This is a genomic window from Flavobacterium ovatum (assembly GCF_040703125.1).
In the GTDB taxonomy this organism is placed as follows: domain Bacteria; phylum Bacteroidota; class Bacteroidia; order Flavobacteriales; family Flavobacteriaceae; genus Flavobacterium; species Flavobacterium ovatum.
In genome coordinates, this window is the sequence record NZ_CP160035.1 from 556609 (window position 1) to 582016 (window position 25408).

Sequence of the window (25408 nt, forward strand, 5' to 3'; positions counted from 1 at the left end):
ATGACTAATTCCAAAATAATTATTATCGGGGGTGGTTTGGCTGGATTAACAGCTGCCTACTTATTGCATAAAAAAGGATTGGGAGTTCTAGTTTTGGAAGCAAGTAGTCAACTAGGAGGGCGAATTCAAACTGTAACCGGTATAACCAATGTTACAATAGAAATGGGAGCTACTTGGTTTGGGGAACAACACCCTACATTGTTACGATTCCTTGATGAATTAGAATTAGATTTTTTTAAACAGCATACGAAAGGTATTTCTTTATTTGAAACTATGTCCTTCGTGCCTCCACAAAAATTTGAAATTCCAGATTCTGATGAACCTTCTTATCGCTTAGCAGGAGGTACATCTGTATTAATTGAAAAATTAGTATCAAAAATTGGTTTGGAAAACATTAAGAAAAACACAAAAATAATTGACATCAAAGAAAAGGGCGACCAAATAGAGCTCACAGATTCTAATGGAAATACTTATTTTACTCCAAAAGTAATAATGACGTTACCTCCCAATTTGGCAGTTAGTACGATTGACTATGATCCAAAACTACCTGAATCATTTCAGGATTTAGCTCAAAACACGCATACTTGGATGGGCGAATCTATAAAATTTGCTGTAGAATATGTGACTCCTTTTTGGAGAAACAAACAGTACTCGGGCGCATTGTTTAGCCATGTCGGGATTATTACCGAAATGTATGACCATAGTACGTTTGACAATAAAGGCTTCGCTTTAAAAGGTTTTCTCAATGGCGGAACTAATGTTCTAACCAAAGAAGAACGAAAAGAAAAAGTACTTACACAGTTAGTTAAATACTTTGGTGCTGAAGCAGAAAACCATGTAGAATATCACGAAAAAGTTTGGAAGGAAGACCCACTTGCTTTTTTCTCATACGATAGCTTGGTACTGGCACATAAAAACAATGGACACCCAGAATATCAAAAGTCTTTATACAATGATAAGCTGTTTTTTGCTGGCTCTGAAACTGCCTCTCAAAATCCTGGCTATATGGATGGAGCAATTGTAGCAGCCCAAACAATAATTTCAAAATTCGAATAAAAACATATATTTATGACACTAGCCATTTTTTTAGATCAACTAAATAAGACCCCAAAATCAATTGTATTTACAGATACCATTGCTATAATTGAAGAAAATTACAACTTTACTCCAACTGCTTTTCAAAATGGAAACACACATAATGCTGTAGGAACAAATTCAGGTTCTTGTAAATTATTTGCTTTCGCAAAAGCACAAAATTTGACTCAAGAACAAACCCTAACTTGTTTTGGTGCTTATTATTTTGAAGAAGTTCTAGGAGATCCTCAAGGAAACAACCATCAAAATATTAGAAATTTTATGGTTTCAGGCTGGGATGGTATTCAGTTTGAAGGGGAAGCTTTAGAATTAAAATAAATCAGCATTAGCTGTCAGACTCTTTGAAGTCGAAAGCCATAAATGATTCTCGCCTTCGTTAGAATTGGCAAAATTCAACATACTCTTCATTATAAAATCAAAAATCAAATGCGGTGGACCATTAAACCCAAACCTTCCCAAGAAAAAATTCAGCATTTGGCACAAGCCTTAAATGTGGAAGAATTTGTAGCTACATTATTAGTACAACGTGGCATTGAGACTTTTGAAGAAGCTAAAGTTTTCTTTCGCCCGTCGTTGAGCCATTTACACGATCCGTATTTGATGAAAGACATGGACAAAGCCGTCCATAGAATTGAACAGGCAATTGCTAATCAAGAACGCATTCTTGTTTTTGGAGATTATGATGTGGATGGAACAACGGCGGTTTCCTTAGTTTCTTCCTACCTAAAAACCTATTATCCCGATGTTGCCACTTATATTCCTGACCGATATTTAGAAGGTTATGGTGTTTCCTTCAAAGGAATTGATTTTGCCAAAGACAATGGATTCTCACTAATCATCGCTTTGGATTGTGGTATAAAATCCATCGAACATGTAGCATATGCCAAAGAAAAAAACATAGACTTTATCATTTGTGACCACCACAGGCCAGGTGACCAATTGCCAGATGCTGTTGCTGTTTTAGATCCAAAACGAGACGACTGCTCCTACCCTTATGACGAATTATGTGGTTGTGGCGTAGGTTTCAAATTGATTCAAGCCTTAGGAATAAATAAAAACCAAACAATAGACGATTTAATCCCTTATCTAGATTTGGTTGCTACTGCCATCGCTGCAGACATTGTTCCTATGACAGGAGAGAATAGGGTATTGACTTACTTTGGTTTACAAGTAATTAATAGCAATCCTCGACCAGGAATTAAAGCATTAGTGCATCAAGTCAAAAAACAAACTCTCGACATTACGGATGTAGTTTTTATTATTGCTCCAAGAATAAACGCTGCTGGCCGAATCAAACATGGCAATCATGCAGTGGAATTGTTAACCGAATTTGACTTTGAACAGGCCCAGCAATTTGCTTCAGAGATTGAGCAATACAATACCGATCGCAAAGGACTGGATCAACAAATCACGAAAGAGGCCTTGAACCAGATTGTAACAAACAACGAAGAAGAATGTTTTTCAACAGTTGTTTTTCAAGAAGATTGGCACAAAGGAGTTATAGGAATTGTAGCTTCTCGATTGATAGAAACTCATTATCGTCCAACTTTAGTTTTCACTAAAAGTGGTGAAAAATATGCAGCTTCAGCTCGTTCTGTAAAAGGATTTGATGTTTACAATGCACTCGAAGCTTGTGCGGAACATTTAGAGCAATTTGGCGGACATATGTACGCCGCAGGAATGACTTTACAAGCCGAAAATTACTCCATTTTCAAAGCGGCATTTGAAAAACAAGTACAAGAAACTATTTTACCAGAGCAACGCATCCCTGAAATTGAAGTCGATGCCGAAATTGACTTTGATAATATCAGCCCGAAATTCATTCGAATATTGAAACAATTCGAACCTTTTGGTCCACTAAATATGACACCCGTTTTCTTGAGCAAAAATGTTATTGACACGGGTTATGCTAAAAAAATGGGCAAAGATGACGAACATATCAGACTATTTGTCAAACAAAATAATTCTGGAGGAATTGCCTCCATTGGTTTTGGATTGGGTAAAAAAATGGAAGTAATCTCCAATCAAAAACCCTTTGAAGCGGTTTATTGTGTAGACGAAAACGAGTGGAACGGAAACATTACTACCCAACTACGATTAAAAGATATTAGAGCATGAGTTTTGAAAAAATAAAGAAAGACCCTTACGAAGCCTTACGGTACAAAGAATTCAATACCTTTTTACTAGTCAGATTTGCAATGGTATTTGCTTGGTCGATGCAATTTATTGTTATCGAATGGCAGGTATATAGTATTACTAAAGATCCATTGTCATTAGGATTAATAGGATTAATGGAAGTGATTCCGGCCGTTTCAATGGCACTATTTGCAGGACATATAGTGGATCAAAAAGAAAAGAAAGGCATGTTATTGAAGTGTATTTTGGCATTTTCAGTGATTAGTTTTGGCTTGTTTTTATTGACTTGGCCTACAGTAATTGCAGATTACAACATTGAAACTATTCTTTACGCCATTTATTTCATGGTGTTTTTAGGTGGATTAGTGCGTGCCTTTATTGGTCCCACTATCTTTTCCCTTTTATCCTTAATCGTTCCTAAAAAAGTATATCCCAATGCCGCTACTTGGAGTAGTTCGGTTTGGCAAATTGGTTCCGTTGTTGGACCGGCAATAGCCGGATTTTCGATTCATTTAATTGGAGTACATTGGTCTATGTGTTCCGTATTTATTTGTTCGATTATAGCTTTATTAGGATTATCCCAAATAGAGCGAAAACCTATTTTGAACCCCAAGATTGGCGAACCCATAATGCAAAGTTTGGGTGAAGGAATCAGATTTGTATTTAATAATAAAACCGTACTGGGTGCCATCACACTTGACATGGTATCCGTACTTTTTGGAGGAGCAGTGGCGTTATTACCTGTTTTTGCCCAAGATATTTTAAAAGTGGGCCCTGAAGGTTTTGGTTTTTTAAGAGCAGCTCCAGCAGTGGGGGCTTTTTTGACTATGCTGGTTACTGCTTATGTTCCTTTGAATACTAATGCTGGTATCAAACTGCTGGCCGCCATTTTTGGTTTTGGAGTTAGCATCATTGTATTTGGACTATCTACCATTTTTTGGGTATCACTTTTGGCTTTGTTTTTAAGTGGTGTATTTGATGGAATTTCAGTTGTGATACGCCAGACTATACTTTTCTTAAAAACTCCTGACAACATGCGTGGCCGAGTATCTGCCGTAAATTCAATGTTTGTAGGTTCTTCTAATGAATTAGGCGCATTTGAAAGTGGATTAACTGCTAGATTGATGGGAACTGTAACCGCTGTTGTTTTTGGTGGGAGCATGACACTTTTAGTTGTTATCTTGACAGGCTCATTTTCTCCCACTTTTAGAAAGCTGGACTTAACCGATGAAATGAATACTAAGGAAGAGGCCTAATTCAAAATATCTTTTTCGAAGTTGGAGACAATTATAAAATCATTTCCATAAATTTACAAAAAAAAAGTCCATAACATCAAATACCTATTATGGATAAAACAGCAATACAGTATGAGTTTTAAAATATATATAAATATTATCCGCCGAAAAATCACACATGGTTTAACCAAATATATTGGAACTACAAAAGGAAATCAAAATTTTGACACTAGTTCTAAAGCTATATTTAAAAATGTGCTAATCAATCGACCAAATAATCGTTTAGGAAACCTACTATTAATCACACCACTAGTTCAAGAAATTAATGACACTTTCCCAGATTGTAAAATTGATTTATTTGTAAGAGGCGGACTAGCGCCAATTATTTTTAAAAACTATAAAACCGTTGATAATTATGTTATACTACCTCGAAAACCTTTTAATGAAATCTTTAAATACATTTTAGTTTGGTTTAAACTAAAAAAGAAAAATTACGATTTGGTTCTTAATATCGATCAGGGATCATCATCAGGACGATTATCCACTCAGTTGGCGAATTCTAATTTTAAGTTTTTTGGAGAAGAAAATGAAACAGTCAAAAATAAATTTTCAGATTATAATCACTTTGCAAAATTCCCTGTCTATGAATTTAGACATTATTTAGAACAGTTGGGACACCCTAACCCAGACAAAGCCGTTCCTTCTTTGAACATAAAACTTAGCGAAACTGAAATTAAAGACGCTAAAACAATTTTGGATACTTTGGTGCCAAATGATAAAAAAACCATCAGCATCTTTACTTTCGCCACTGGCACAAAATGTTATTCTACTGAATGGTGGAGTACTTTTTACGAAAAACTAAAAAATGCTTTTCCTGACTATAACATCGTCGAAGTTTTGCCCGTTGAAAATGTATCGCAAATTGACTTTAAGGCAACTACTTTTTACAGTAAAGATGTACGGGAAATCGCTGCCTTAATCGCAAACACTTCTCTTTTTATTGGTGCCGATAGTGGTATTATGCACTTAGCAAGTACGTCACAAAAACCTGTTTTAGGACTTTTTTCGGTAACTAGTGCACAAAAATACGGCCCTTATGGTAATGGTAGTGTAGCCGTAGACACCGATCTATTTGACGCCGACGCTATTATTAAGACTGCAAAAAAGCAACTTAGTCTATAAGTAGACCACAAGAACTATATTTTTATTTTTATTCATTCTAAATAATAAAGTTTTCATATATTTGCGTCATAGACCTACTACGATGAAAGAAATACAACACATATATCAAAATGAATTTGGAGTTTCCTTTTACTGGAAAGAAGACGAATATCTTTCAAGAGATAAAGTTCAACTCGTTTTTAAAGAAACGGGATTGCAACTAAACCCGAAAGAGCTTTTAGACTTCAAATGTTTGATTGAGGATAGTATTTCTAAAAATCATTGCTGCGAAGATTGTGACTTCAAAAATAATTGTGCTAAATATTTACTTAAAACACCTTTTCACGAAGTAGATTTGGCTATGTCAATCCACGAAATGACGCTAATGAACAATTTGGTTTCAACAACCTTATTCAAAATTGAGTTAGACGAATACCTTTGGGGAACGGGCAGAAATTAAACGTATTCTTTAATTTCAAAATTTTCACCATCAAAAACGCCGTAGGTAAAATAAGAAATCCAATCTCCTAAGTTTACATACTCCGCATTCTCGCCTACTGATTTAATCATAGGCAAATGACGGTGACCAAAAATAAGATAATTATAGTGCTTTGTTTCCAGTTTTCGTTTAGCATATAAGATGAGCCATTCTTTATCTTCACCTAAGAATTTGACGTCCGATTCGCCTGAAATCATTTTATTTTTAACCGATAAATATTGCGCCAAACCTACCCCAATATCTGGGTGTAACCAACCAAAAAGCCATTTGGAAAACGGGTGTACAAATACTTTTTTCATGCGTTTGTATCCTAAATCTCCGGGACCTTTACCATCTCCATGACCAATTAGAAAGGTTTTTCCACAAAACTTAAATTCTTGATTGTCATAGTAAACCGGGATATTCAATTCGGTTTCAAAGTAATCACGCATCCATAAATCATGATTTCCCACAAAAAAGTAAATTGGAATCCCACTATCACGTATTTCGGCTAATTTGCCTAAAACACGTACAAAACCTTTGGGAACTACGGTTTTATATTCGAACCAAAAATCAAATAAATCGCCTAATAGAAAAATCGCCTCAGCATCTTGTTTAATTTCGTCCAACCAAGCGACAAACTTCTTTTCGCGTGGCAAACTTAACTCGGCTGTTGGTGCTCCAAAATGTTGATCGGAGGCAAAATATATTTTTTTATTATTGGCTAATAGCATGAAATAGAATTCAAAGATTAGAATTATTGATTATCGGCAGCATACCATTCCGCAAACGAAGATTCGGTTTCTTGTAATTTCAAAGAAAATAATGTAATTCCTTCTGGCAAACGGCTTATAATTCTTTGAGAAAAATCAATCACCATATTTTCACTAGTGGGTTGGTAATCTACCAAAATCACGTGATGTCCACGAGATTGTAATTCTTTTGCTAATTCTATATGAGGTGTTGTTTCATTAAAAACAGTAGCGTGGTCAAACTGATCAACAATCTCTTCCTTAACGATTTTCTTCAAGTCGGAGAAGTCAATCACCATTCCAAACTTCACATTTGAACGATCTGTAATCGGGCGACCCATCACCGTAACTGACAATTTATAACTGTGACCGTGTACATTTTTACATTTACCATCGTAACCATAAAGGGCGTGTCCGGTTTCAAAATTGAATTGTTTGGTGATTCTAATGTTGCTCATTTGGATTTTATTTTGACTGCAAATTTAGTGAATTGAAATGAGAATTGATAACATAGTAAATGCAACATGGCAATCACTTTGATGTATGGTCGAAAAAAGCAAAAAAATTGTTGCCAAGAATTACACGAATTGGCACGAATTTTAAAAACTTCAAAAAGACAAATTCCACGAATTATGTTCGGGCAGATATCTTATTCCTGTAAATTCGTGAAATTTGTTGCTAAAAAATATCTTCTAAATTCAACACGATTTTTATGAAAACAATAATTTCCTCTTTAGCCCCGATAGCAGTGAAAACCCTCTAGTGTTGCGCTAGCAAAAACTAGAGATTGTAGCGTCCCGAAGCGTCGGGAACGGGACGAGGTGACCTTGAATTACTAATCATTCTGCTCCTAATTATTTTAGTTAGAATGATTATCTTTATCAAAAATAGTGGTGATGAAAATAGCTTTGGTACAATCGGCATTGGTTTGGGAGAATCCTAGTGCTAATAGAAGACAATTTGAGGATAAAATTAGCGGGCTTGAGTTAGCTATTGACTTAATTGTTTTGCCTGAAATGTTTAGTACGGGCTTTACCATGAATCCTGCACAAGTGGCCGAAACGATGACTGGCGCAACGGTACAATGGATGCAAAAGCTGGCAAAATCTCGTCATTGTGCACTTATAGGAAGTCTTGTGATCACTGAAAACAACAACTATTATAACCGGTTATTGTTCGTTTTTCCTTCGGGTGAAATTCAGTTTTATGACAAGCGACACCTCTTTACCCTCGCAGGTGAGGAAAAAATTTATACCACCGGAAAGCAAAAATTGATTGTTGATTATTTGGGTTGGAAAATCTGCCTTTTGGTTTGTTATGATTTGCGTTTCCCCGTTTTTTCTCGAAATGTAGAAAATTATGATTTGTTGATATACGTTGCTAATTGGCCCGAAACGAGAGTTTTAGCTTGGGACATCTTGTTACGAGCGCGTGCAATTGAAAATATTTGCTACACCATAGGAGTGAATAGAATTGGAATTGATGCTAACGGGATGGCTTATAACGGCCACTCACAACTTATCGCACCAACAGGTGATTACAAAATTTCACCTCTGGAAACTGATGACACTTTTGTAACTGACATCTATCAAAATACAGTAGCGGAAACACGAAAACGTTTCAATTTCTTGAATGACCGCGATTTTTTTGATCTTAAGTACTAAAAATTATTTTTCTTTTTAGCGGGCTTCTTTTTAACCTCAGGAACGTAGGGCTGACTGACGTCAAAATTTTGTTCTACATCCCAATTGGCCCGTACATCGATTTCTTTGGAGAAATAAACCACTTCTTCTGAATATTTTTTAGCTAAATAATTTCCAGTATCGTAGCGTCTGTTTTTATTATCATCATAAATAATTCGGACATTATATAATGCTGGCACTATCAAATTGAAATCGATAGACGTTGCTTCGGTACTGTACTCTTCAGCCTTAACTTCTCCACTTGAAGAGGTCAATTCAATTATTATTGGAAACTTTTTTACATTTTGCAATTTTATTCTTAAGTTCCCGTAATCTGCAATAGTTTTAGTGCTTAGTCTATAAGTAAGGCTGTCATTTTCCTTGTCAAAAAAATCAGTTAACGCGCCTGGCAGAATACTCAACTTATATTTTTCATCTGGTGATTTCTTGAAATAGAAAAACAATTTCTGGTTGAATTCATCCTGTTCTGTTTGGAATTCCACTTTTTCATCGACAGCATTGGTCAAACTCATTTTTGACTTATCAATTTTGACCAAAGGCGTTGTAGTTTCTAAGGTAAAGCGTTCCCTGAAACCCAAATTACCACTTTGAAGTGCCGAAACACTTAATGTATCTTTCTTTTGATCTTTTATTCGAATCGTATGATTTTGTTTATAATCTTCTCTAACAATCTCAACGTTTAGTGAATCTACTTTAATAGGCTTGTACCATATATGTAACGAATCTTTTTTAGGCATTTGCGTTATAATACTAGGAATAACTTCATTTCCGTTTTTCAACACCACTTTTGGTTTTGAATTAGCAAAATCATGTTTACCTTCATACCCCAAAAGCAATTTATTCCCCGAAACCTGAGAAGGTTTATTTGCTTTAAAAGGAATCACTTCCTTGAATAACTCTAATTCATAAAGCGTGTCATTAGGAATCGTGATAGCCTGCTTGATAAATCCAATTTTTTCTTCTTTGGGATTGAATTTATTATTTTTATTGTTGTCTTTGATCGCTACTAATAGGTATTTACCTGCTTTTAAGTTCTCTAAACGAAAAGTCTTAAGACTATCTAAAGTATTTGTAACATATCTAGGAGTTTCATTATAGACAACTGAATCTTTAAATTTTTCATTCATTTCATACAATAAAACGGAAACAAAATTATCTGGTTCTTTTTCGAAAGCATCCTTAATTTTCCCTCCCAATGAGAGAGAATCGATATAAGACCCAGTTGAAAAAACGTATTTAAATTGATTTAAAGGATTACCTTCATTATTATCTGTAATACTCTGCCCGAAGTTGAAACTATAAGTTGTATTGGGTTGCAAGGTATCTTTGATCTTTATAGTCAATAATTTGCTTGCATTCGTTGGTAAAATCAAAGGCTCCTGCTTCATTGGAGGCGAAATGATGAGTTGCTTACTTAAATCTTTTAGTTTTACATATTCATCAAAACCAAGCCGAATCTCTTTTTCTTTGAAATTAGTGGTGAAGTTTTTAGGAAAACTACTTTTTAAAACTGGCGCTAAGGTATCTTTTAGTCCACCTGTGATACTTCCTCTTTTAGCACAACTTGCTAACAAGAAAGAAAGTACAATCAAAAAAGCAGCAAAATTATTTTTGAACATGAGTTATCAAATTAAAGGATACAAAATAACAATTATATTTACGGTAATTGAAATTTTTGACGCATTATTATAGGTCTGGGATTTAAATTTTAATATCCAATCCAAACAAAGTATTAATTTGTAAATTTGTGAGAGCCTGACAATGATTTGAATAAAAAAATGAAAAAACTAGAACATATCGGAATTGCGGTCAAAAACATGACCGAATCTCATTTGCTTTTTGAAAAACTACTTGGCGTTACTGCTTATAAATCAGAGGAAGTACTTAGCGAAAGTGTTTTTACTACTTTTTTTAAAACGGACTCTACTAAAATCGAACTTTTGGCAGCGACACAGCCTGAAAGTGCTATTGCCAAGTTCATCGAAAAGAAAGGGGAAGGAATTCACCACATTGCTTTTGAGGTCGAAAACCTAGAAACGGAAATCATTAGATTAAAAAAAGAAGGTTTTATTTTTGTAGATGAAATCCCTAAGAAAGGAGCAGATAATAAACGAATTGTATTCTTACATCCCAAAAACTCTAATGGAGTATTGATAGAGTTATGCGAAGAAATCAAATAAAAGAGAAAAAGTTATATTGTAGTATTCTAGAAATCAACTGATTTTCAAATTACAAATAATTATTTTAAACTGGTCAAGAAAACTAATTGAAAAATATTTGGCACAAACGAAAAATAATAGTAATATTGCAAACTCTTAACCGGTCCTATAGCTCAGCTGGTTAGAGCACCTGACTCATAATCAGGTGGTCCCTGGTTCGAGCCCAGGTGGGACCACAGTTAACACTTGAAAAGCCTTATAAACATTATGTTTATGAGGCTTTTTTAATTTCAGGGGACGAATGAGGGGACGGATTTTTTATTTAATAATAGCCTTTTCCGTTAATACTATGTCTAACGCCACCTCTTGGATTTTCCATATCTCCAATATATCTTGGTATAACATGACAATGAAAGTGAAAAACTGTTTGCCCTGCTGATTCACCGCAATTCATTCCAATATTATATCCATCAGGTTTGAAGTCTAATTCTATTAATTCTTTTGCCCTATCAATAGATTTCGACAATAAGGATTTTTCTTCATTTGTTAATGAAAAAAAGTCTGACCTCATTTTGTTGCTAATTATTAATAAATGACCAGGAGATACAGGAAATGTATCTTTGATTATAAAAAAGCATTCGTTTTGTTCAATAATTTTGTCCTGAGGTATTTCTAAAAAGTTTTTCATTAAAATATTTATATTAATTCGAATTCAGGTCTCCAACGTTGAATTGAAAGCGATAAAGCTAAATTATATTGAAATTGCAAAAAGTTTCTTCTTTGCTTTTTTGTCAAGCCAGTTTGATTTATTATTGTTTCAGCAAGTGGATGCTTGCTTTCTATATAATATTCATTTCTATCATATAATCTTTCAAGAAATCGGACATCAGGAATTTTTGCAGATTTATTGAGATTTACGTTACTATCTGCTAAAACTAAATTCCAAACTCCATTAATATTAGCGCCATTTTTACAATGTTCTTTTTTATTTATGTGGGGTAGAAAATGATCGACTTGGCAAATATTTAAATTATTTTTATTAATTGAAATATCTTGAAGCGAATAAAAACATTTCCCTTTCTGATAACCATTCAAAGCGTCTCTTACTGATGTTATATCTATTCGTTGCATTACATTACTTTCGATAAAAAACAAAGATTTTTCTTCATCATAATTTACTTCAAGTAAATTTGGATTAATTTTTAAATTCCATGCCGTTTCAACAAGATTCCACCGTGCTTCAACCTCTTGATTTAAATTCCTATATTGAAATAGTTCTTTAATTTTTAAAAGGTTGTCCGTGATTACTATTTCTTTTTTACCTCCTATAAAGTTTTTTTCGTAAAAAGTATTACTGACAGCTCCTCCATTTACGTTTTGAAACGCATCAATAACGTTCACAAAGCCATATTTCTCAGTTAATCTATATAAATCTTCTGGTTTCATATCTCCTTTTATAAACCCCCTACAACCCTCTAGAAAAGTACTAGTAACAGAGTTTCCTTGTTTGTCACTTTTTTGTAGATGGTCAACAATCGAATTTGCGAATGGAATAGATAACTCTTCCAATGAAATTTTTGTTTTTTCTTTTTCAATTGTTTCTAGTAATGCTTTTGCAAAGGCAAACTTATAAGTTGCTGAATTTTTCCCAAATAGTATAATTGCTCTCCATTGAGATTCTATTGACGGGTCGTTTATTTGGAATTTTGTTAGCATTTATCGATTTAATTTAGTTTTAACAACTTTAAAAAATTTTAATTCTTTAAAAACATAAAAATACTATAAATCTTTTAAATCTAAATTTTCAATATTATTAACAAGTTTTTTTCTGTATTCCACTCTAACAATATCATTAAGTTTGGAATTTTTTCCTACATTTGATAAACCTATTTTTAAAATTATGAAAAAAATTTTATTATCACTACTAGCTTTTGGTTTTTTAAGCTTTAGTTCAGCTGATTGTACTATTGAAAAAAGTACACCAAAAAATATTACTGAAGTTACTGCTTGCAATTACGGGCAATGCAGAGCAACTGCTAAAAGCACTGGGAATCAGTGTAAACATTGTGTTTCAAATTCAGGAGACTCGTTCTGCTGGCAACACAAATAAGAACTTAAGATGAAAGGGGTCAAATAACCCCTTTCGTTTGTAATAGTATAACTTCAATTTTATTTTTTATTTATAACCTTTCAATAAAATCAAAAAGCATTTACTTTGTTATATTGAATCAACGCCATATATAACTTAAAATTATCTAGATTTAGGTGTTATTTTGTATTCAAATTTCACTTAAGAGAATTTAAAAATTCATGTGCTTTATTATTCCTTTCTAATATTTCCGCAAATTCAGGATTGAGAGAAATAAAATCTAATATAATATTTGTTGTGTTTTCTATACTTTCTTCTCTGATCTTTTTATTTTCTATACTATCCGCATATTCCAAAAATGTATTGAATGATATGCCGTTGTTAATTAAATTTGCGATTAAAACTTCGGTTATGAAATCCTTTTCATTATTTGAGTTAGTTGTTGCAAATTTCACATTGTATGGCAACTCCTTAAAGTTTGCTTTATTATTCTTCATTTTGATTTATTTTATTTTTATCATCTAATCTTTTATATAGTTTTAAAGTCTGCCTGTTTAGGTTAATCATTTTTACATTTATAACTGGTCTGTTTGAATGGTCTTTAACTTCAAACTCTTTGAGTATAGCGTCTAATTTTTTAAACTCATCTACAAAGCTGGAATCTGTATAAAAGTCTGTGTACAACTCTGATACTTGTCTTGAGCAGTTCCAAACTTGACAATCAAACTTATCACTGTTTTTAGTAACATATTTTGTTACATAAGAAGCTATCGACCTGATGTTATTCGAATTCAATTGCCTCACATCAAAAGCGGAGGAAGGTTTATAGTTTATGTCTCTTGGTACTATTCCGTTTTTCTTTTGGAGGTCAAGCCAGTAATTCCACCACTTTTCAATTTTCCAATATTTGTTGGTTATCATGTGAAAATGAACATTCCCCTTGAAAAAGTCATTTTTAGTTTGTCTTTCTGCTACCCATATGTATTGGAAGTTTTCACTTCTCTTTTTTGCGTTATCAATAAACTTGCGCAGTAGATTTACGGCTTGTTCGTCAGTTACTTGGTTTAGAAAAGTTAGAGTAACAAAACTTAATCGTTTGTAGCATCTTGCAAAGCAAATTATTTTCTTTCTGATTTTTTGCTTTGACTTTCGAGATAGAGACCGCATTTTTTTAATGTTTTCTACTGGTGTGGGTTTCTTTTCTGCTTTGGGTTCTTGCTTCTTTCTTTGAAGTGAAGAACCTGTAAACTCATCTTTTGGAATAACTCCAAACTCCCGAACCGAAAACGAGACACTTGTTCCGTATGTGTTTTTGACTATCATAATCTGAATCGTTGCACATTAATTAAAACCATTAAAAGGTTATTTATTAAAGGTTTTTATTGAAGGTGCTTATTTTTAAAGGTTAAAAAAAAAGGTCTAGAGAAACGGAGGAATGAAGTTTCCTTTTTGAAATTGTTTAAGAAACTTACTTGTTCTACGTTCGTAAACATTCATATATTTCCACGTTGGATGTGAATTATTTAGAAACATAGAAAAGCCGTTTAGTTTATGGACATAGTTCCATTTTTTAGGCTTTGTTTGATTCTCTAGAAACACAATAACCGAGTAATCATTTTTATTAGTTTCCATTATTTCGTCCTCTATGATTAGTTGAAACAATAACTTTCAAAGCGTTCTCTATATCTTCTGCTTTATAGAGAACCCTGTTTCCAATACGATAAGCACGAATGATTCCTTCTTTAGTAAAAAGATGAAGTGTAGGTAATGAAATGTTTAGAACCCTAGCGGTTTCTTTTCTTGATTTTAAATCCTTATCCTGATATTTGAGAGGATTTATAAATTCTTTAATTGCTCTTTCAAAAGCTTTGTGAAATGCGTTTTCGAAGTCTGATAACTCGAAAGTGTTGAATGTTAAATTTGCCATTATTTTACTGTATTTAAGTTTATAATGGAGCAAATAAAAATAATCTATCAAAGTGCTTTTGGGTAATGGGTAGTTTTGACTAATTTTGACTAGTTTTGGGTGTTTTTTGCGTACTTTTTTTCGCTAACTATGTTATTTAAAAAAAGCATGAGTCAAAAGTTTGTCTGCATTTTGTTCTTGCGTAATCCTTATATATGACATAAAAGAACGTTCTGTTTTATGTCCTGTTATTTTCATTATTGAAATTGCGGGAATATCTGCAATATATAAATTTGTTGCAAAACTTCTACGGGCAGTATGGGTTGAAATAAGTTTAAATTTTGGTAAGACTGATTTTTCTACTTTTCCGCCACGAGTTATAGTTGTTTCGATCGGCTCTTTTATTTTTGCTAAACTCGCTACCTCTTTTAAATAGGTATTAGTTACTTGATTTGTATATGCTTTAGGAAGTATATTATTGTATTTTTTCAATATAGTTCTAACAGTTTTATGCAATGGAATTGCAACACGTTCACTAGTTTTTTGAGTTCTAATAAAAAGCATTGTGTTCTCCTTATTAATATTTTCGGGCTGAATTTGCGTAAAATCAGAAAATCTCAAACCAGTATAACAGCCAATCAAAAACAAATCTCTTACTTTGTCTAATCTAGGAGTTGCAGATAATTTTAATTTTTCAAATTGCTGTAGTTCTTTAACACTTAGATAAACAGTGTCTGATTCTTCTCTTATAGTCTTAAATTTCTTTTTTCTAAATTCTAGATTTTCATTTAAACCTCTTTCAGTTGCTTCGTTCATAAATGACTTTATAGTCTTTATATGTTTACCCACTGTATTGGCTGACAGTTTGTGTTCTAATGAAAGAAACGAGGTGTATTGATTATAAAATTCTAAAGTGATGCTTTCAAATTCTATAGTTTTATATTTTAACGAATATTCTTTTAAGTACTTAAAAGTAGTGTTGTAAACTTTTATTGTTCCCTCACGTTTGTTCAAAGAGCTCTCTTTTATGTAGCTTTCAATAAAAGATAGAAAAGATTGTTTTCGAGGCTTCAATCGATTATCACTTAATTCATTTTCAATCTCCTTTTTTAGTAAAGTATTATTTGGTTGAATTCCATCATTTAACAATCTTCTAAATACATTATTGATTGCATTTTCAATTTTACCGAGTCTTGCGTTAAATTCGGGATATTCTTGAAATTGTTTTGTTTCTTTAGCTCTTTGGCTTGTAGGATTCCAAAATTTAGGATTTATACTCTCTCCTGTTGAATATTTAAATCTAGAGTATTGATAATTATAAAATAGATAAACTAAAGTATCAGTTTTTGAACTTGGTTCTTTTAGTATAAATTTCGCTTTTGCCATAGAAACAAATATAATAAAATATTCACAGGGGACGAATGAGGGGACGAAATTTTTTTATTTGGTCTTTTTTAGCTTTTTTTAGCTTTGCAATAAAATAAGTAATAACAAGGCTTAAAGCCTTAAATACAGTAATATTTAGCAAAATTTAGTAAAAATACAGGTGGTACAGGTGGGACCACATTTTAAGTTTAAAAAGCCTTGTAAACTAGTACTTTACGAGGCTTTTTTATTTTTAAGGGACGAATGAGGAACAAAAAACCACAAAGGCACTTTTTGCGTAAACACCAAACAGAGAACCGTCAACTAAACATTTCTAAAAATAGATATTCATTACAACAATGTTATTTAAAGAATTTTCCGAATTTCATTTTATGCATTTTAACGAAAAAATCTACTTTTTATAGTTAAAATTGGAAAATCTTATATATTTTCATTTCATTGTCGTTACTTTGATTCTAATTTTTGATAAAAGAACAGTAGTCAATGTTAAAAATTTAATTTTCAAAAATTGATTTACTACTTTTAAGTAGTGATTCATTACTTTATAAAAATTATGAAAATTGTTTTGAACAAATTATTCCTATTAATCACCTTCCTTTTTGGGATAATGGAAATTTTTGCGAAAAATGATAAAAACAAAGGCAACGCCCCCCCAACTCCATCACTTACCGGAAAACCACCATCTCCTCCAGGACTACCGATAGACGATCATATATTCTGGCTTATTATCATATCCATAATACTTGGTTTTTATGTCATTTACAAATACAATCAAAATACAAAACCCATGGTTTAAATCATGCGTTTTGCTTTGTTTTGTTTTCCTAAAATAGAATAATTTTATTTATTAGAATAAAGCCTTGACACATATTTACCAATAACATCAAATTCAAGATTTACTTTAGTCCCTACTTTGAAATCATGGAAATTAGTATGCTCATGAGTATAAGGGATAATCGCAACACTAAATTGGTTTTTCTTTGAATTAACCACTGTTAAACTGACACCGTTTACCGTTATCGAACCTTTTTCGATAGTGATATTAATCAGCGCTTCATCATATTCAAAAGTATAAATCCAACTTCCATTAGCATTATCAACAGAAACACAAACCCCTATTTGATCCACATGTCCTTGCACAATATGACCATCTAAACGATCCCCTAACTTCATAGCTCGCTCTAGATTGACTTGATCACTCACCTGCCAGTCCGCTAAGTTTGTCTTTTTAATCGTCTCATCAATTGCGGTAACCGTGTAACAATTCTCCATTATTCCAACAACCGTCAAACAGATACCATTGTGAGCCACACTTTGATCTATTTTAAGTTCATTAGTGATTGAAGAATCAACAGTCACATGAATATTACCTTTTTCTTTCCTGATTTCTTGGATAACACCAAGGGTTTCTATTATACCTGTAAACATTTCTTGTTTTATTTTACTAAATTTGCACTTCAAAATTAGCAATAAATAACTTGTGGTCATGATGAAAAAAGCAGAAAATATAATCGTAGGAATTTCAATTGGAGATTTAAACGGTATTGGAAGCGAAGTGGTGTTAAAAACATTTGAAGATTCTAGGATGCTAGAGCTGTGTACACCCGTTATTTTTGCCAATGTCAAAATAATGTCATTTATCAAGAAAAATTTAGATTCTGCTGTTGCTTTACACGGAATAGATAAATTAGACCAAATTTTACCTGGGAAGATAAATGTATTCAATGTTTGGAGAGAAGGTGTCGATCTGAATCTAGGAACCAATGATGACAACGTTGGAGAATATGCTATTAAATCTTTTGTAGCAGGTACAAATGCATTAAAAGAAGACTTAATAGACGTACTAGTTACCGCTCCAATAAACAAATACAATATCCAATCAGATAGCTTTAAGTTCCCAGGGCATACTGATTATTTAAATCAAGAGCTAGAAGGAGATGCCCTGATGATGATGGTACAAGGGAATTTAAGAGTAGGACTTCTAACAGACCATGTTCCTTTAAACCAAGTATCAAGCTCCCTGACTGAAAACTTAATCAAAAAGAAAATTGAGACCATAAAACAATCTCTAATACAAGATTTCAACATTATTAGGCCCAAAATTGCAGTTTTAGGCTTGAATCCTCATTGTGGAGATGGCGGCGTAATAGGTAATGAAGATGACGCTATATTAAAACCTACACTAGAGAAAATATACAGCAAAGGAACCTTAGTTTTTGGCCCTTTTGCTGCCGATGGCTTTTTTGGAAGTGGTCAATATGAAAAATATGATGCCATTATCGCCACTTATCATGATCAAGGGCTAATTCCGTTTAAAACTTTATCCTTTGGTAAAGGAGTAAATTATACTGCTGGTCTAAATAAGATCAGAACATCCCCAGATCACGGCACAGCCTACGATATTGCAGGGAAAGGACTAGCTGATTTCAACTCATTTAAGGAAGCCGTTTACTTAGCAATAGACATCTATCGCTCAAGAATTCAGTACCAAGAAATGAGTAAAAACCCACTAAAAGTAAAAGAAAAATAATTGTAAATAAAAAAAGATAAATAACTTTATTAGGTTTATAATAATTTTATATCTTTGCACTCCCGAAGTTTGGGGCAAAAATTTGTTTAAATGAATAAGATAAAAGAATATTTAATTCCATTCGTAGGATTAAAGACCGGAAAACATCTTTTTGAGTATCAATTAAATAATGAGTTCTTTGAAATCTTTGATTATGATGAATATCAAAATTCAGACATTAAAGTTAGTGTTGTTTTAGAGAAACAAAACAACATGCTCGAATTGAATTTCAAACACAAAGGAACAGTCAATGTACCTTGTGACCTAACCGGTGAGGATTTTGATTTACTCATCAAAGGAAAAATGAAATTAATTGTTCGATTTGGAGAAGAATTCAACAATGACAATGAAGAGTTACTCATTATACCTTTCGGAGAATTTGAAATAGATACAGCACAGTATATTTATGAAATGATTGTGTTATCCGTCCCACAAAGACGTGTACACCCTGGAGTAAAAGATGGAAGTTTACAATCCGAAGCTCTTGAAAAATTGAATGAATTAGCAGTCAAAGAAGAAAAAGAAAATAAAGAAGAACAAACAGAAGATATTGACCCGCGTTGGGACAAATTAAAGCAACTATTAACGGATAAATAATATAGTAAAATGGCACATCCTAAGAGAAAAATCTCGAAAACAAGAAGAGACAAAAGAAGAACACATTATAAAGCTACCGTAGCACAAATTGCTACTTGCCCTATTACAGGTGAAGCACATTTATACCACAGAGCTTATTGGCATGAAGGTAAAATGTACTACAGAGGACAAGTTGTTATTGACAAGTCAGAAGCTACTTTTGCTTAATGCATTTTTTTATAGATGATATATAAACTCTCACTTGGTGAGAGTTTTTTTTGTTGTTTATAATTTTCCTTAAATAAGAAGCTCTAAAGCAATTGGTTTAGATATTTTTTTTGTACTTTTCAAACCTTTTAAACATTTTTTCAAATGGCTACATTTGATAAAAAATAGACATAATATGAATAAAATGACCGCCGCAATAACCGCTGTAGGAGCTTATGTCCCAGACTTTGTACTTTCAAACAAAGTTCTAGAAACAATGGTTGATACAAATGACGAATGGATAACATCTCGTACAGGAATTAAAGAAAGAAGAATCCTTAAAGATGCTGATAAAGGAACTTCATTTTTAGCAATTAAAGCAGCGCAAGATTTAATAGCTAAAGGCAATATAGATCCTCTAGAAATAGATATGATAATAATGGCCACCGCTACGCCAGATATGCCTGTTGCCGCTACAGGAGCTTATGTCGCTACTGAAATAGGAGCTACAAATGCTTTTGCATATGACTTACAAGCTGCCTGTTCCAGTTTTTTATACGGTATGTCAACTGCCGCTGCTTATATAGAGTCAGGAAGATACAAAAAAGTACTTTTAATAGGAGCTGATAAAATGTCTTCTATTGTAGATTATACGGATAGAACCACTTGCATTATTTTTGGAGATGGAGCAGGTGCAGTTTTATTTGAACCAAATTTTGAAGGATTAGGACTTCAGGATGAATATTTAAGAAGTGACGGAATTGGTCGTGATTTTCTTAAAATTCCAGCTGGAGGTTCATTAGTACCTACAACCATGCAAACAGTTACTGACAATAGACATAACATCATGCAAGACGGGAAAACTGTATTTAAATATGCAGTTACCAATATGGCTGATGCTAGCGAACAAATCCTTAAAAGAAACAACCTTACTAACGACGATGTTAATTGGTTGATTCCACATCAAGCAAACAAAAGGATTATTGACGCAACAGCAAACAGAATGAATTTAGAGGAATCAAAAGTACTGATGAATATCGAAAGATACGGAAACACTACATCAGCAACTCTACCTCTTGTAATCAGTGATTTTGAACATTTGTTTAAAAAAGGTGATACAATTATTTTTGCAGCCTTCGGTGGAGGATTCACTTGGGGGTCTGTTTATTTAAAATGGGCATACGACAAAAAATAAATTTAAACTAAAAATAGACCAATTATGGATTTAAAAGAAATTCAGAACCTAATCAAATTTGTTTCAAATACAGGTGTTGCAGAAGTTAAGTTAGAAATGGATGATATAAAAATCACTATTAGAACAACTTTAGAAGGTAACTCTACTGAAACAACTTATGTACAACATGCTCCACATGCTCCAGTACATCAAGCAATTGCTCCTGTAGCACCAGTTGCAGCTCCACCAGTAGCTGCTGCTCCTGTCGTTGAAGAGTCTAAATACATCACTGTTAAATCTCCAATCATTGGAACTTTTTACAGAAAACCATCTCCAGACAAACCAATGTTTGTAGAAGTAGGAAGTACTATCTCCAAAGGAGACGTACTTTGTGTAATTGAAGCAATGAAATTATTCAACGAAATCGAATCTGAAGTTTCAGGTAAAATTGTAAAAATATTGGTAGACGATATGTCTCCAGTTGAATTTGACCAACCATTGTACTTAGTTGATCCATCTTAATTAATTATAAATTATGAATTATAAATTATGAATTGTTTCTTAAGCATTTCATGATTTCAAAAAACTCATAACTCATAACTCATAACTCAAAATAGATGTTTAAAAAAATATTAATTGCAAATAGAGGGGAAATTGCACTTCGTGTAATTAGAACTTGTAAAGAAATGGGCATCAAAACTGTCGCAGTTTATTCAACTGCCGATGCAGAAAGTTTGCACGTACGTTTTGCTGATGAAGCAGTTTGCATTGGACCACCCCCAAGCAACTTGTCCTATTTGAAAATGTCAAATATTATTGCCGCTGCTGAAATTACAAATGCAGATGCAATACACCCAGGTTACGGATTTTTATCTGAAAATTCTAAATTTTCTAAAATCTGTCAAGAACACGGAATCAAATTTATTGGAGCTGCTCCAGAAATGATAGACCGTATGGGAGACAAAGCTTCGGCAAAATCAACTATGATTGAAGCAGGAGTTCCATGTGTTCCTGGTTCTGTTGGGATTTTAGAATCTTACGAACAAGCACTTCAACTTTCAAAAGAGTTTGGCTTTCCTGTTATGCTAAAAGCTACCGCTGGTGGTGGTGGTAAAGGAATGCGTGCCGTATGGAAAGAAGAAGAATTACTGAAAGCTTGGGAAAGCGCTCGTCAAGAGTCGGCTGCTGCTTTTGGAAATGACGGAATGTATCTTGAGAAATTAATCGAAGAGCCTCGTCATATCGAAATTCAAGTAGTAGGAGATTCATTCGGTAAAGCTTGTCATCTTTCTGAAAGAGATTGTTCTGTACAAAGAAGACACCAAAAATTAACAGAAGAAACTCCCTCTCCATTCATGACAGACGAATTACGTCTAGCAATGGGAGAAGCTGCTGTAAAAGCTGCTGAATATATTAAATATGAAGGCGCTGGAACGGTAGAATTCTTGGTTGACAAACACCGTAATTTCTATTTCATGGAAATGAATACTCGTATTCAGGTGGAACACCCTATTACTGAACAAGTAATTGATTATGATTTAATTCGTGAACAAATTTTAGTTGCTGCTGGTGTACCTATTTCTGGTAAAAATTATTTACCTAAATTACACGCTATTGAATGTCGTATCAATGCTGAAGATCCATACAATGAATTCAGACCTTCACCAGGGAAAATCACTACTTTACACATGCCAGGTGGTCACGGTGTACGTTTAGACACTCACGTGTATTCAGGATATACCATTCCGCCTAACTATGACTCTATGATTGCTAAATTGATTACCACAGCACAAACCCGTGATGAGGCAATTAGCAAAATGAGAAGAGCATTAGACGAGTTTGTTATAGAAGGAATTAAAACAACTATTCCTTTCCACAGACAATTAATGGATGACCCACGATACATTGCTGGAGATTATACAACTGCTTTTATGGATACTTTTAAAATGAAAGATCCACAATAAATACTAAACCCACTGAAAAGTGGGTTTTTTTATGTTTAATTTTAAAAATCAAATGGACATAATCATTAAAAAAAGTAATTTTGCTTAATCTAGTTCTTCTAAAGAATGAGTACTTTAGAGGGCCTAAAGATAACAGCAATTACATTTATAATGGGAATAAGAACTACTCCAAAAAAGACATCAAAAAAACCAATCAAAAAAGAAACAAAAACTAATATGAGTACCCTAAAAACATTTTTATTTAAACTAATCTTATGGTTTTTTGGAATCTCACTATTTTTTGTAGTACTCTTTAAATTTGTTCCGGTACCGTTGACTCCTTTAATGATTATTCGAATTATTGAAAACAAAACTTCGGGTAAAGATGCGATTTTTAGCCACGATTGGGAACCAATTGAAAACATTTCGACCAATTTACAGAAAGCAGTAATCTCTAGTGAAGACGGTTTGTTTTTAACACATAATGGATTTGACTTTGGTGCTTTGCAAAAAGCTTACAAAAACAATGAACGTGGTCGCAAAATAAAAGGAGGAAGCACAATTAGTCAACAAACTGCCAAAAATGTCTTCTTATGGCAAGGAAGAAGCTACTTGCGTAAAGGCCTGGAAGCTTATTTCACAGTTTTAATTGAGCTTGTTTGGGGCAAGGAACGCATCATGGAAGTTTACCTGAACAGCATCGAAATGGGAGATGGAATTTATGGAGCGGAAGCAGCATCACAATATTGGTACCGTAAGGATTGCAGTAGTTTAACACCAATTCAAGCTGCTGGAATTGCTGCCATTTTACCTAGTCCAAGAAAATTCAAAGCTACAAGCTCATCCTCCTATATCAACAATAGAAAAACAAAAATCTCAAGGGTTATGAACACTATCGGCCCAATAAAATACGACTAAAAACAAAAAAACTCAAGCCGAAAGACTTGAGTTTTTTTATGTGGAGAATATCGGATTCGAACCGATCACCTCTTGCCTGCCAGGCAAGCACTCTAGCCAAATGAGCTAATCCCCCAGAACTTATGTAAATATAATATAATAAACGTTTGGTTAAGCAACTATTTACGCAACTTTAGAAACTTGCTTAATTGACACTATTTTCAATTAATATTTATAACTTTACGTCAAACCTTGTTATATATTATGCCAACACCAAATACAAAAGGAACACTTACTACTTCAATTAACAATAAAATTGCAAAGGTAACCTTTGGACATCCTGCCAGTAATTCTTTTCCAATAGCATTGCTGGATGCACTAACAAACGAACTGAATTCACTTAGTCATAATAAGGAAGTTTTAGTAATTATATTACAGAGCGAAGGCGAAAAGGTTTTTTGTGCAGGCGCCTCTTTTGATGAACTTTTGGACGTTCAAAACACCGAGCAAGGGATTCGTTTTTTCTCTGGTTTTGCCAATTTGATCAACGCCATGCGATCCTGTTCGAAAATAATTGTTGGTCGCATACAAGGAAAATCAGTTGGTGGAGGAGTTGGACTTATCTCAGCCTGTGATTATGCTTTTGGAACTGAAAATAGTATTATAAAATTATCCGAGATTTCTATTGGTGTGGGTCCGTTTGTGATTGAGCCTGCTGTTAGTCGCAAAATTGGTAAAACAGCGATGACAGAAATGGCATTAGCTCCAGACAAATGGAAAACTGCGGAATGGGCACAACAAAAAGGATTGTTTGCAGAAGTTCTTCCAGATATCGAACAACTAGATCAATCCATAACAACATTCGTCAACAAACTAGCCTCTTACCATCCCGAAGCTTTATTCGAAATGAAAAAAGTAATTTGGGCAGACACTGAACACTGGGAATCTTTATTAATTGAAAGAGCCGAAATCACAGGAAGACTAGTGCTGTCTGATTTTGCCAAAAATGCTTTGGCAGCGTTTAAAAAATAAATATTTTACTAAAAGCTAACTTAACTAATTCATTCGTGACAATTGAATTTGCCTTCGCAACTAAAACAAAAAACGCATCCAAATTAATGAATGCGTTTTTGTTATATAAGAAATTCTATTTCTAAAATTATCCTTTCATGCTTGCAGACAAATATTCTCTATTCATACGAGCGATGTTTTCTAGAGAAATACCTTTTGGACACTCAACCTCGCAAGCTCCAGTATTGGTACAGTTACCAAAACCTTCGTCATCCATTTGTTTTACCATGTTCAACACACGATCAACAGCTTCAACTTGACCTTGTGGTAATAAAGCATATTGAGAAACTTTGGCAGCAACGAATAACATAGCCGAAGAGTTTTTACAAGTAGCCACACAAGCACCACAACCAATACATGTTGCAGCATCAAAAGCAGCATCAGCATCTTGTTTGTTTACTGGAATTGTATTTGCGTCGATAGTGTTTCCTGAAGTATTTACAGATACAAATCCACCAGCGTGCTGAATTCTATCAAAAGCACTTCTATTCACAACTAAATCTTTCACTACTGGAAAAGCGGCTGCACGGAAAGGCTCGATCGTAATCGTATCTCCATCCTTGAACATACGCATGTGTAATTGACAAGTCGTAACTCCTCTATCTGGTCCGTGTGCTTCACCATTAATAAACAAAGAACACATTCCGCAGATTCCCTCGCGACAATCGTGGTCAAAAGCTACTGGATCACCACCGGTATTGATTTGTTGCTCATTGAATACATCAAGCATTTCAAGGAATGACATATCAGGTTCAATTCCGTCGATTTTGTAATCAACCATTGCTCCTTTATCTTGGGCGTTTTTTTGACGCCATATTTTTAATGTAAGTTTCATACTTTTAAGTTTGAAAGTCTTAAAGTCGAAGGTCGA

The 25408-nt window shown here is 33.6% G+C and carries 29 protein-coding genes and 2 tRNA genes; 19 read left to right on the forward strand and 12 right to left on the reverse strand.

Going from position 1 to position 25408, the window contains the following annotated elements; genetic code table 11:
• The 6 genes from ABZP37_RS02465 (at position 1) to ABZP37_RS02490 (ending at position 6087) form a co-directional block, all read left to right on the forward strand.
• A complete protein-coding gene (locus ABZP37_RS02465; RefSeq protein ID WP_366185333.1) occupies positions 1–1056 on the forward strand; it encodes an NAD(P)/FAD-dependent oxidoreductase in 1056 nt (351 codons plus the stop codon).
• A 12-nt stretch (positions 1057–1068) separates the two neighbouring features.
• The gene (locus tag ABZP37_RS02470) at positions 1069–1413 is read left to right on the forward strand and encodes a HopJ type III effector protein (protein WP_366185335.1); all 345 of its coding nucleotides are present in this window, start codon (positions 1069–1071) and stop codon (positions 1411–1413) included.
• A 108-nt stretch (positions 1414–1521) separates the two neighbouring features.
• Positions 1522–3213 carry a single-stranded-DNA-specific exonuclease RecJ gene (recJ, locus tag ABZP37_RS02475; RefSeq protein ID WP_366185337.1) on the forward strand — a complete coding sequence of 564 codons (1692 nt, stop codon included), beginning with the start codon at positions 1522–1524 and terminating at the stop codon, positions 3211–3213.
• Positions 3210–4487 carry an MFS transporter gene (locus tag ABZP37_RS02480; protein ID WP_366185339.1) on the forward strand — a complete coding sequence of 426 codons (1278 nt, stop codon included), beginning with the start codon at positions 3210–3212 and terminating at the stop codon, positions 4485–4487. Before recJ ends, ABZP37_RS02480 begins: the two co-directional genes overlap by 4 nt.
• A 111-nt stretch (positions 4488–4598) precedes the next feature.
• A complete protein-coding gene (locus ABZP37_RS02485; RefSeq protein ID WP_366185341.1) occupies positions 4599–5648 on the forward strand; it encodes a glycosyltransferase family 9 protein in 1050 nt (349 codons plus the stop codon).
• An 82-nt stretch (positions 5649–5730) separates the two neighbouring features.
• The gene (locus tag ABZP37_RS02490; RefSeq protein ID WP_366185343.1) at positions 5731–6087 is read left to right on the forward strand and encodes a hypothetical protein; all 357 of its coding nucleotides are present in this window, start codon (positions 5731–5733) and stop codon (positions 6085–6087) included.
• On the opposite strand, the gene ABZP37_RS02495 is transcribed toward ABZP37_RS02490, so the two are convergent.
• Together ABZP37_RS02495 and ABZP37_RS02500 are read right to left on the reverse strand one after the other, a co-directional pair.
• Positions 6084–6839 carry a UDP-2,3-diacylglucosamine diphosphatase gene (locus ABZP37_RS02495; RefSeq protein ID WP_366185345.1) on the reverse strand — a complete coding sequence of 252 codons (756 nt, stop codon included), beginning with the start codon at positions 6837–6839 and terminating at the stop codon, positions 6084–6086. The genes ABZP37_RS02490 and ABZP37_RS02495 overlap by 4 nt on opposite strands.
• 23 nt (positions 6840–6862) lie before the next feature.
• Entirely contained in the window at positions 6863–7315 is a 453-nt protein-coding gene (locus tag ABZP37_RS02500; protein WP_366185347.1) for a 6-carboxytetrahydropterin synthase, read from the reverse strand.
• Positions 7316–7753: 438 nt separating this feature from the next.
• Here ABZP37_RS02500 and ABZP37_RS02505 point away from each other — a divergent pair, with 438 nt between their 5' ends.
• Entirely contained in the window at positions 7754–8521 is a 768-nt protein-coding gene (locus ABZP37_RS02505) for an amidohydrolase (RefSeq protein ID WP_366185348.1), read from the forward strand.
• On the opposite strand, the gene ABZP37_RS02510 is transcribed toward ABZP37_RS02505, so the two are convergent.
• Positions 8518–10179: an Ig-like domain-containing protein gene (locus ABZP37_RS02510; protein ID WP_366185350.1), complete on the reverse strand. Its 1662-nt coding sequence runs from the start codon at positions 10177–10179 to the stop codon at positions 8518–8520. The two genes, ABZP37_RS02505 and ABZP37_RS02510, sit on opposite strands and share 4 nt — an antisense overlap.
• Before the next feature lie 159 nt (positions 10180–10338).
• Here ABZP37_RS02510 and mce point away from each other — a divergent pair, with 159 nt between their 5' ends.
• Both mce and ABZP37_RS02520 read left to right on the forward strand, forming a co-directional pair.
• Entirely contained in the window at positions 10339–10740 is a 402-nt protein-coding gene (gene mce, locus ABZP37_RS02515) for a methylmalonyl-CoA epimerase (RefSeq protein ID WP_366185352.1), read from the forward strand.
• Between the two features lie 141 nt (positions 10741–10881).
• Positions 10882–10955, forward strand: a tRNA-Ile gene (locus ABZP37_RS02520).
• Between the two features lie 86 nt (positions 10956–11041).
• Here the strand turns inward: ABZP37_RS02520 and ABZP37_RS02525 are convergent.
• Positions 11042–11407 carry an HIT family protein gene (locus ABZP37_RS02525; RefSeq protein ID WP_366185353.1) on the reverse strand — a complete coding sequence of 122 codons (366 nt, stop codon included), beginning with the start codon at positions 11405–11407 and terminating at the stop codon, positions 11042–11044.
• Between the two features lie 8 nt (positions 11408–11415).
• Positions 11416–12435, reverse strand: coding sequence for an HNH endonuclease (locus tag ABZP37_RS02530; RefSeq protein ID WP_366185354.1), 1020 nt, complete (start codon positions 12433–12435; stop codon positions 11416–11418).
• A gap of 184 nt (positions 12436–12619) precedes the next feature.
• Here ABZP37_RS02530 and ABZP37_RS02535 point away from each other — a divergent pair, with 184 nt between their 5' ends.
• A complete protein-coding gene (locus ABZP37_RS02535; RefSeq protein WP_366185355.1) occupies positions 12620–12829 on the forward strand; it encodes a hypothetical protein in 210 nt (69 codons plus the stop codon).
• A gap of 176 nt (positions 12830–13005) precedes the next feature.
• On the opposite strand, the gene ABZP37_RS02540 is transcribed toward ABZP37_RS02535, so the two are convergent.
• The 4 genes from ABZP37_RS02540 to ABZP37_RS02555 form a co-directional block, all read right to left on the reverse strand.
• Positions 13006–13305 (reverse strand): hypothetical protein, encoded by a 300-nt coding sequence (locus ABZP37_RS02540; RefSeq protein ID WP_366185357.1) that lies wholly within the window; start codon positions 13303–13305, stop codon positions 13006–13008.
• Positions 13295–14131 carry a hypothetical protein gene (locus tag ABZP37_RS02545; RefSeq protein WP_366185359.1) on the reverse strand — a complete coding sequence of 279 codons (837 nt, stop codon included), beginning with the start codon at positions 14129–14131 and terminating at the stop codon, positions 13295–13297. The genes ABZP37_RS02540 and ABZP37_RS02545 overlap by 11 nt, the downstream gene beginning before the upstream one ends.
• A gap of 298 nt (positions 14132–14429) precedes the next feature.
• Entirely contained in the window at positions 14430–14735 is a 306-nt protein-coding gene (locus tag ABZP37_RS02550; RefSeq protein ID WP_366185360.1) for a helix-turn-helix domain-containing protein, read from the reverse strand.
• A 132-nt stretch (positions 14736–14867) separates the two neighbouring features.
• Positions 14868–16100, reverse strand: coding sequence for a site-specific integrase (locus ABZP37_RS02555; protein ID WP_366185361.1), 1233 nt, complete (start codon positions 16098–16100; stop codon positions 14868–14870).
• 553 nt (positions 16101–16653) lie between these two features.
• Here ABZP37_RS02555 and ABZP37_RS02560 point away from each other — a divergent pair.
• Complete coding sequence (locus ABZP37_RS02560; RefSeq protein WP_366185363.1) at positions 16654–16896, forward strand: hypothetical protein; 243 nt, start codon at positions 16654–16656, stop codon at positions 16894–16896.
• Between the two features lie 44 nt (positions 16897–16940).
• Here ABZP37_RS02560 and ABZP37_RS02565 read toward each other — a convergent pair whose 3' ends face one another.
• A complete protein-coding gene (locus tag ABZP37_RS02565; RefSeq protein WP_366187463.1) occupies positions 16941–17528 on the reverse strand; it encodes a riboflavin synthase in 588 nt (195 codons plus the stop codon).
• 58 nt (positions 17529–17586) lie between these two features.
• On the opposite strand from ABZP37_RS02565, the gene pdxA reads away from it, so the two are divergent.
• The 7 genes from pdxA to mtgA all read left to right on the forward strand — a co-directional run bounded on the left by pdxA (position 17587) and on the right by mtgA (position 23487).
• The gene (gene pdxA / locus ABZP37_RS02570) at positions 17587–18630 is read left to right on the forward strand and encodes a 4-hydroxythreonine-4-phosphate dehydrogenase PdxA (RefSeq protein WP_366185365.1); all 1044 of its coding nucleotides are present in this window, start codon (positions 17587–17589) and stop codon (positions 18628–18630) included.
• A gap of 90 nt (positions 18631–18720) precedes the next feature.
• Positions 18721–19266, forward strand: a complete 546-nt coding sequence (locus ABZP37_RS02575) for a DUF177 domain-containing protein (protein WP_366185367.1) — start codon at positions 18721–18723, stop codon at positions 19264–19266.
• Between the two features lie 9 nt (positions 19267–19275).
• A complete protein-coding gene (gene rpmF, locus ABZP37_RS02580) occupies positions 19276–19473 on the forward strand; it encodes a 50S ribosomal protein L32 (RefSeq protein WP_073242095.1) in 198 nt (65 codons plus the stop codon).
• Positions 19474–19648: 175 nt separating this feature from the next.
• Positions 19649–20647 (forward strand): beta-ketoacyl-ACP synthase III, encoded by a 999-nt coding sequence (locus tag ABZP37_RS02585; protein ID WP_366185369.1) that lies wholly within the window; start codon positions 19649–19651, stop codon positions 20645–20647.
• 24 nt (positions 20648–20671) lie between these two features.
• On the forward strand, positions 20672–21148 hold the full coding sequence (accB, locus tag ABZP37_RS02590) for an acetyl-CoA carboxylase biotin carboxyl carrier protein (RefSeq protein ID WP_366185371.1): 477 nt from the start codon (positions 20672–20674) through the stop codon (positions 21146–21148).
• Positions 21149–21243: 95 nt separating this feature from the next.
• Positions 21244–22590, forward strand: coding sequence for an acetyl-CoA carboxylase biotin carboxylase subunit (gene accC, locus ABZP37_RS02595; protein ID WP_366185373.1), 1347 nt, complete (start codon positions 21244–21246; stop codon positions 22588–22590).
• Between the two features lie 150 nt (positions 22591–22740).
• Positions 22741–23487: a monofunctional biosynthetic peptidoglycan transglycosylase gene (mtgA, locus tag ABZP37_RS02600; RefSeq protein ID WP_366187464.1), complete on the forward strand. Its 747-nt coding sequence runs from the start codon at positions 22741–22743 to the stop codon at positions 23485–23487.
• Between the two features lie 41 nt (positions 23488–23528).
• On the opposite strand, the gene ABZP37_RS02605 is transcribed toward mtgA, so the two are convergent.
• Positions 23529–23602, reverse strand: a tRNA-Ala gene (locus ABZP37_RS02605).
• A gap of 128 nt (positions 23603–23730) precedes the next feature.
• Here ABZP37_RS02605 and ABZP37_RS02610 point away from each other — a divergent pair.
• Positions 23731–24498, forward strand: coding sequence for an enoyl-CoA hydratase/isomerase family protein (locus tag ABZP37_RS02610; RefSeq protein WP_366185375.1), 768 nt, complete (start codon positions 23731–23733; stop codon positions 24496–24498).
• A gap of 127 nt (positions 24499–24625) precedes the next feature.
• Here ABZP37_RS02610 and ABZP37_RS02615 read toward each other — a convergent pair whose 3' ends face one another.
• Positions 24626–25372 carry a succinate dehydrogenase/fumarate reductase iron-sulfur subunit gene (locus tag ABZP37_RS02615; protein WP_366185377.1) on the reverse strand — a complete coding sequence of 249 codons (747 nt, stop codon included), beginning with the start codon at positions 25370–25372 and terminating at the stop codon, positions 24626–24628.
• Positions 25373–25408: the final 36 nt, after the last annotated feature.

Bases quoted from the DNA above. Each gene is read 5' to 3' on its own strand.
- ABZP37_RS02465 (WP_366185333.1), top strand. From the start codon at position 1: ATGACTAATTCCAAAATAATTATTATCGGGGGTGGTTTGGCTGGATTA.
- ABZP37_RS02470 (WP_366185335.1), top strand. From the start codon at position 1,069: ATGACACTAGCCATTTTTTTAGATCAACTAAATAAGACCCCAAAATCA.
- recJ (WP_366185337.1), top strand. From the start codon at position 1,522: ATGCGGTGGACCATTAAACCCAAACCTTCCCAAGAAAAAATTCAGCAT.
- ABZP37_RS02480 (WP_366185339.1), top strand. From the start codon at position 3,210: ATGAGTTTTGAAAAAATAAAGAAAGACCCTTACGAAGCCTTACGGTAC.
- ABZP37_RS02485 (WP_366185341.1), top strand. From the start codon at position 4,599: ATGAGTTTTAAAATATATATAAATATTATCCGCCGAAAAATCACACAT.
- ABZP37_RS02490 (WP_366185343.1), top strand. From the start codon at position 5,731: ATGAAAGAAATACAACACATATATCAAAATGAATTTGGAGTTTCCTTT.
- ABZP37_RS02495 (WP_366185345.1), bottom strand. From the start codon at position 6,839: ATGCTATTAGCCAATAATAAAAAAATATATTTTGCCTCCGATCAACAT.
- ABZP37_RS02500 (WP_366185347.1), bottom strand. From the start codon at position 7,315: ATGAGCAACATTAGAATCACCAAACAATTCAATTTTGAAACCGGACAC.
- ABZP37_RS02505 (WP_366185348.1), top strand. From the start codon at position 7,754: ATGAAAATAGCTTTGGTACAATCGGCATTGGTTTGGGAGAATCCTAGT.
- ABZP37_RS02510 (WP_366185350.1), bottom strand. From the start codon at position 10,179: ATGTTCAAAAATAATTTTGCTGCTTTTTTGATTGTACTTTCTTTCTTG.
- mce (WP_366185352.1), top strand. From the start codon at position 10,339: ATGAAAAAACTAGAACATATCGGAATTGCGGTCAAAAACATGACCGAA.
- ABZP37_RS02525 (WP_366185353.1), bottom strand. From the start codon at position 11,407: ATGAAAAACTTTTTAGAAATACCTCAGGACAAAATTATTGAACAAAAC.
- ABZP37_RS02530 (WP_366185354.1), bottom strand. From the start codon at position 12,435: ATGCTAACAAAATTCCAAATAAACGACCCGTCAATAGAATCTCAATGG.
- ABZP37_RS02535 (WP_366185355.1), top strand. From the start codon at position 12,620: ATGAAAAAAATTTTATTATCACTACTAGCTTTTGGTTTTTTAAGCTTT.
- ABZP37_RS02540 (WP_366185357.1), bottom strand. From the start codon at position 13,305: ATGAAGAATAATAAAGCAAACTTTAAGGAGTTGCCATACAATGTGAAA.
- ABZP37_RS02545 (WP_366185359.1), bottom strand. From the start codon at position 14,131: ATGATAGTCAAAAACACATACGGAACAAGTGTCTCGTTTTCGGTTCGG.
- ABZP37_RS02550 (WP_366185360.1), bottom strand. From the start codon at position 14,735: ATGGCAAATTTAACATTCAACACTTTCGAGTTATCAGACTTCGAAAAC.
- ABZP37_RS02555 (WP_366185361.1), bottom strand. From the start codon at position 16,100: ATGGCAAAAGCGAAATTTATACTAAAAGAACCAAGTTCAAAAACTGAT.
- ABZP37_RS02560 (WP_366185363.1), top strand. From the start codon at position 16,654: ATGAAAATTGTTTTGAACAAATTATTCCTATTAATCACCTTCCTTTTT.
- ABZP37_RS02565 (WP_366187463.1), bottom strand. From the start codon at position 17,528: ATGTTTACAGGTATAATAGAAACCCTTGGTGTTATCCAAGAAATCAGG.
- pdxA (WP_366185365.1), top strand. From the start codon at position 17,587: ATGATGAAAAAAGCAGAAAATATAATCGTAGGAATTTCAATTGGAGAT.
- ABZP37_RS02575 (WP_366185367.1), top strand. From the start codon at position 18,721: ATGAATAAGATAAAAGAATATTTAATTCCATTCGTAGGATTAAAGACC.
- rpmF (WP_073242095.1), top strand. From the start codon at position 19,276: ATGGCACATCCTAAGAGAAAAATCTCGAAAACAAGAAGAGACAAAAGA.
- ABZP37_RS02585 (WP_366185369.1), top strand. From the start codon at position 19,649: ATGAATAAAATGACCGCCGCAATAACCGCTGTAGGAGCTTATGTCCCA.
- accB (WP_366185371.1), top strand. From the start codon at position 20,672: ATGGATTTAAAAGAAATTCAGAACCTAATCAAATTTGTTTCAAATACA.
- accC (WP_366185373.1), top strand. From the start codon at position 21,244: ATGTTTAAAAAAATATTAATTGCAAATAGAGGGGAAATTGCACTTCGT.
- mtgA (WP_366187464.1), top strand. From the start codon at position 22,741: ATGGGAATAAGAACTACTCCAAAAAAGACATCAAAAAAACCAATCAAA.
- ABZP37_RS02610 (WP_366185375.1), top strand. From the start codon at position 23,731: ATGCCAACACCAAATACAAAAGGAACACTTACTACTTCAATTAACAAT.
- ABZP37_RS02615 (WP_366185377.1), bottom strand. From the start codon at position 25,372: ATGAAACTTACATTAAAAATATGGCGTCAAAAAAACGCCCAAGATAAA.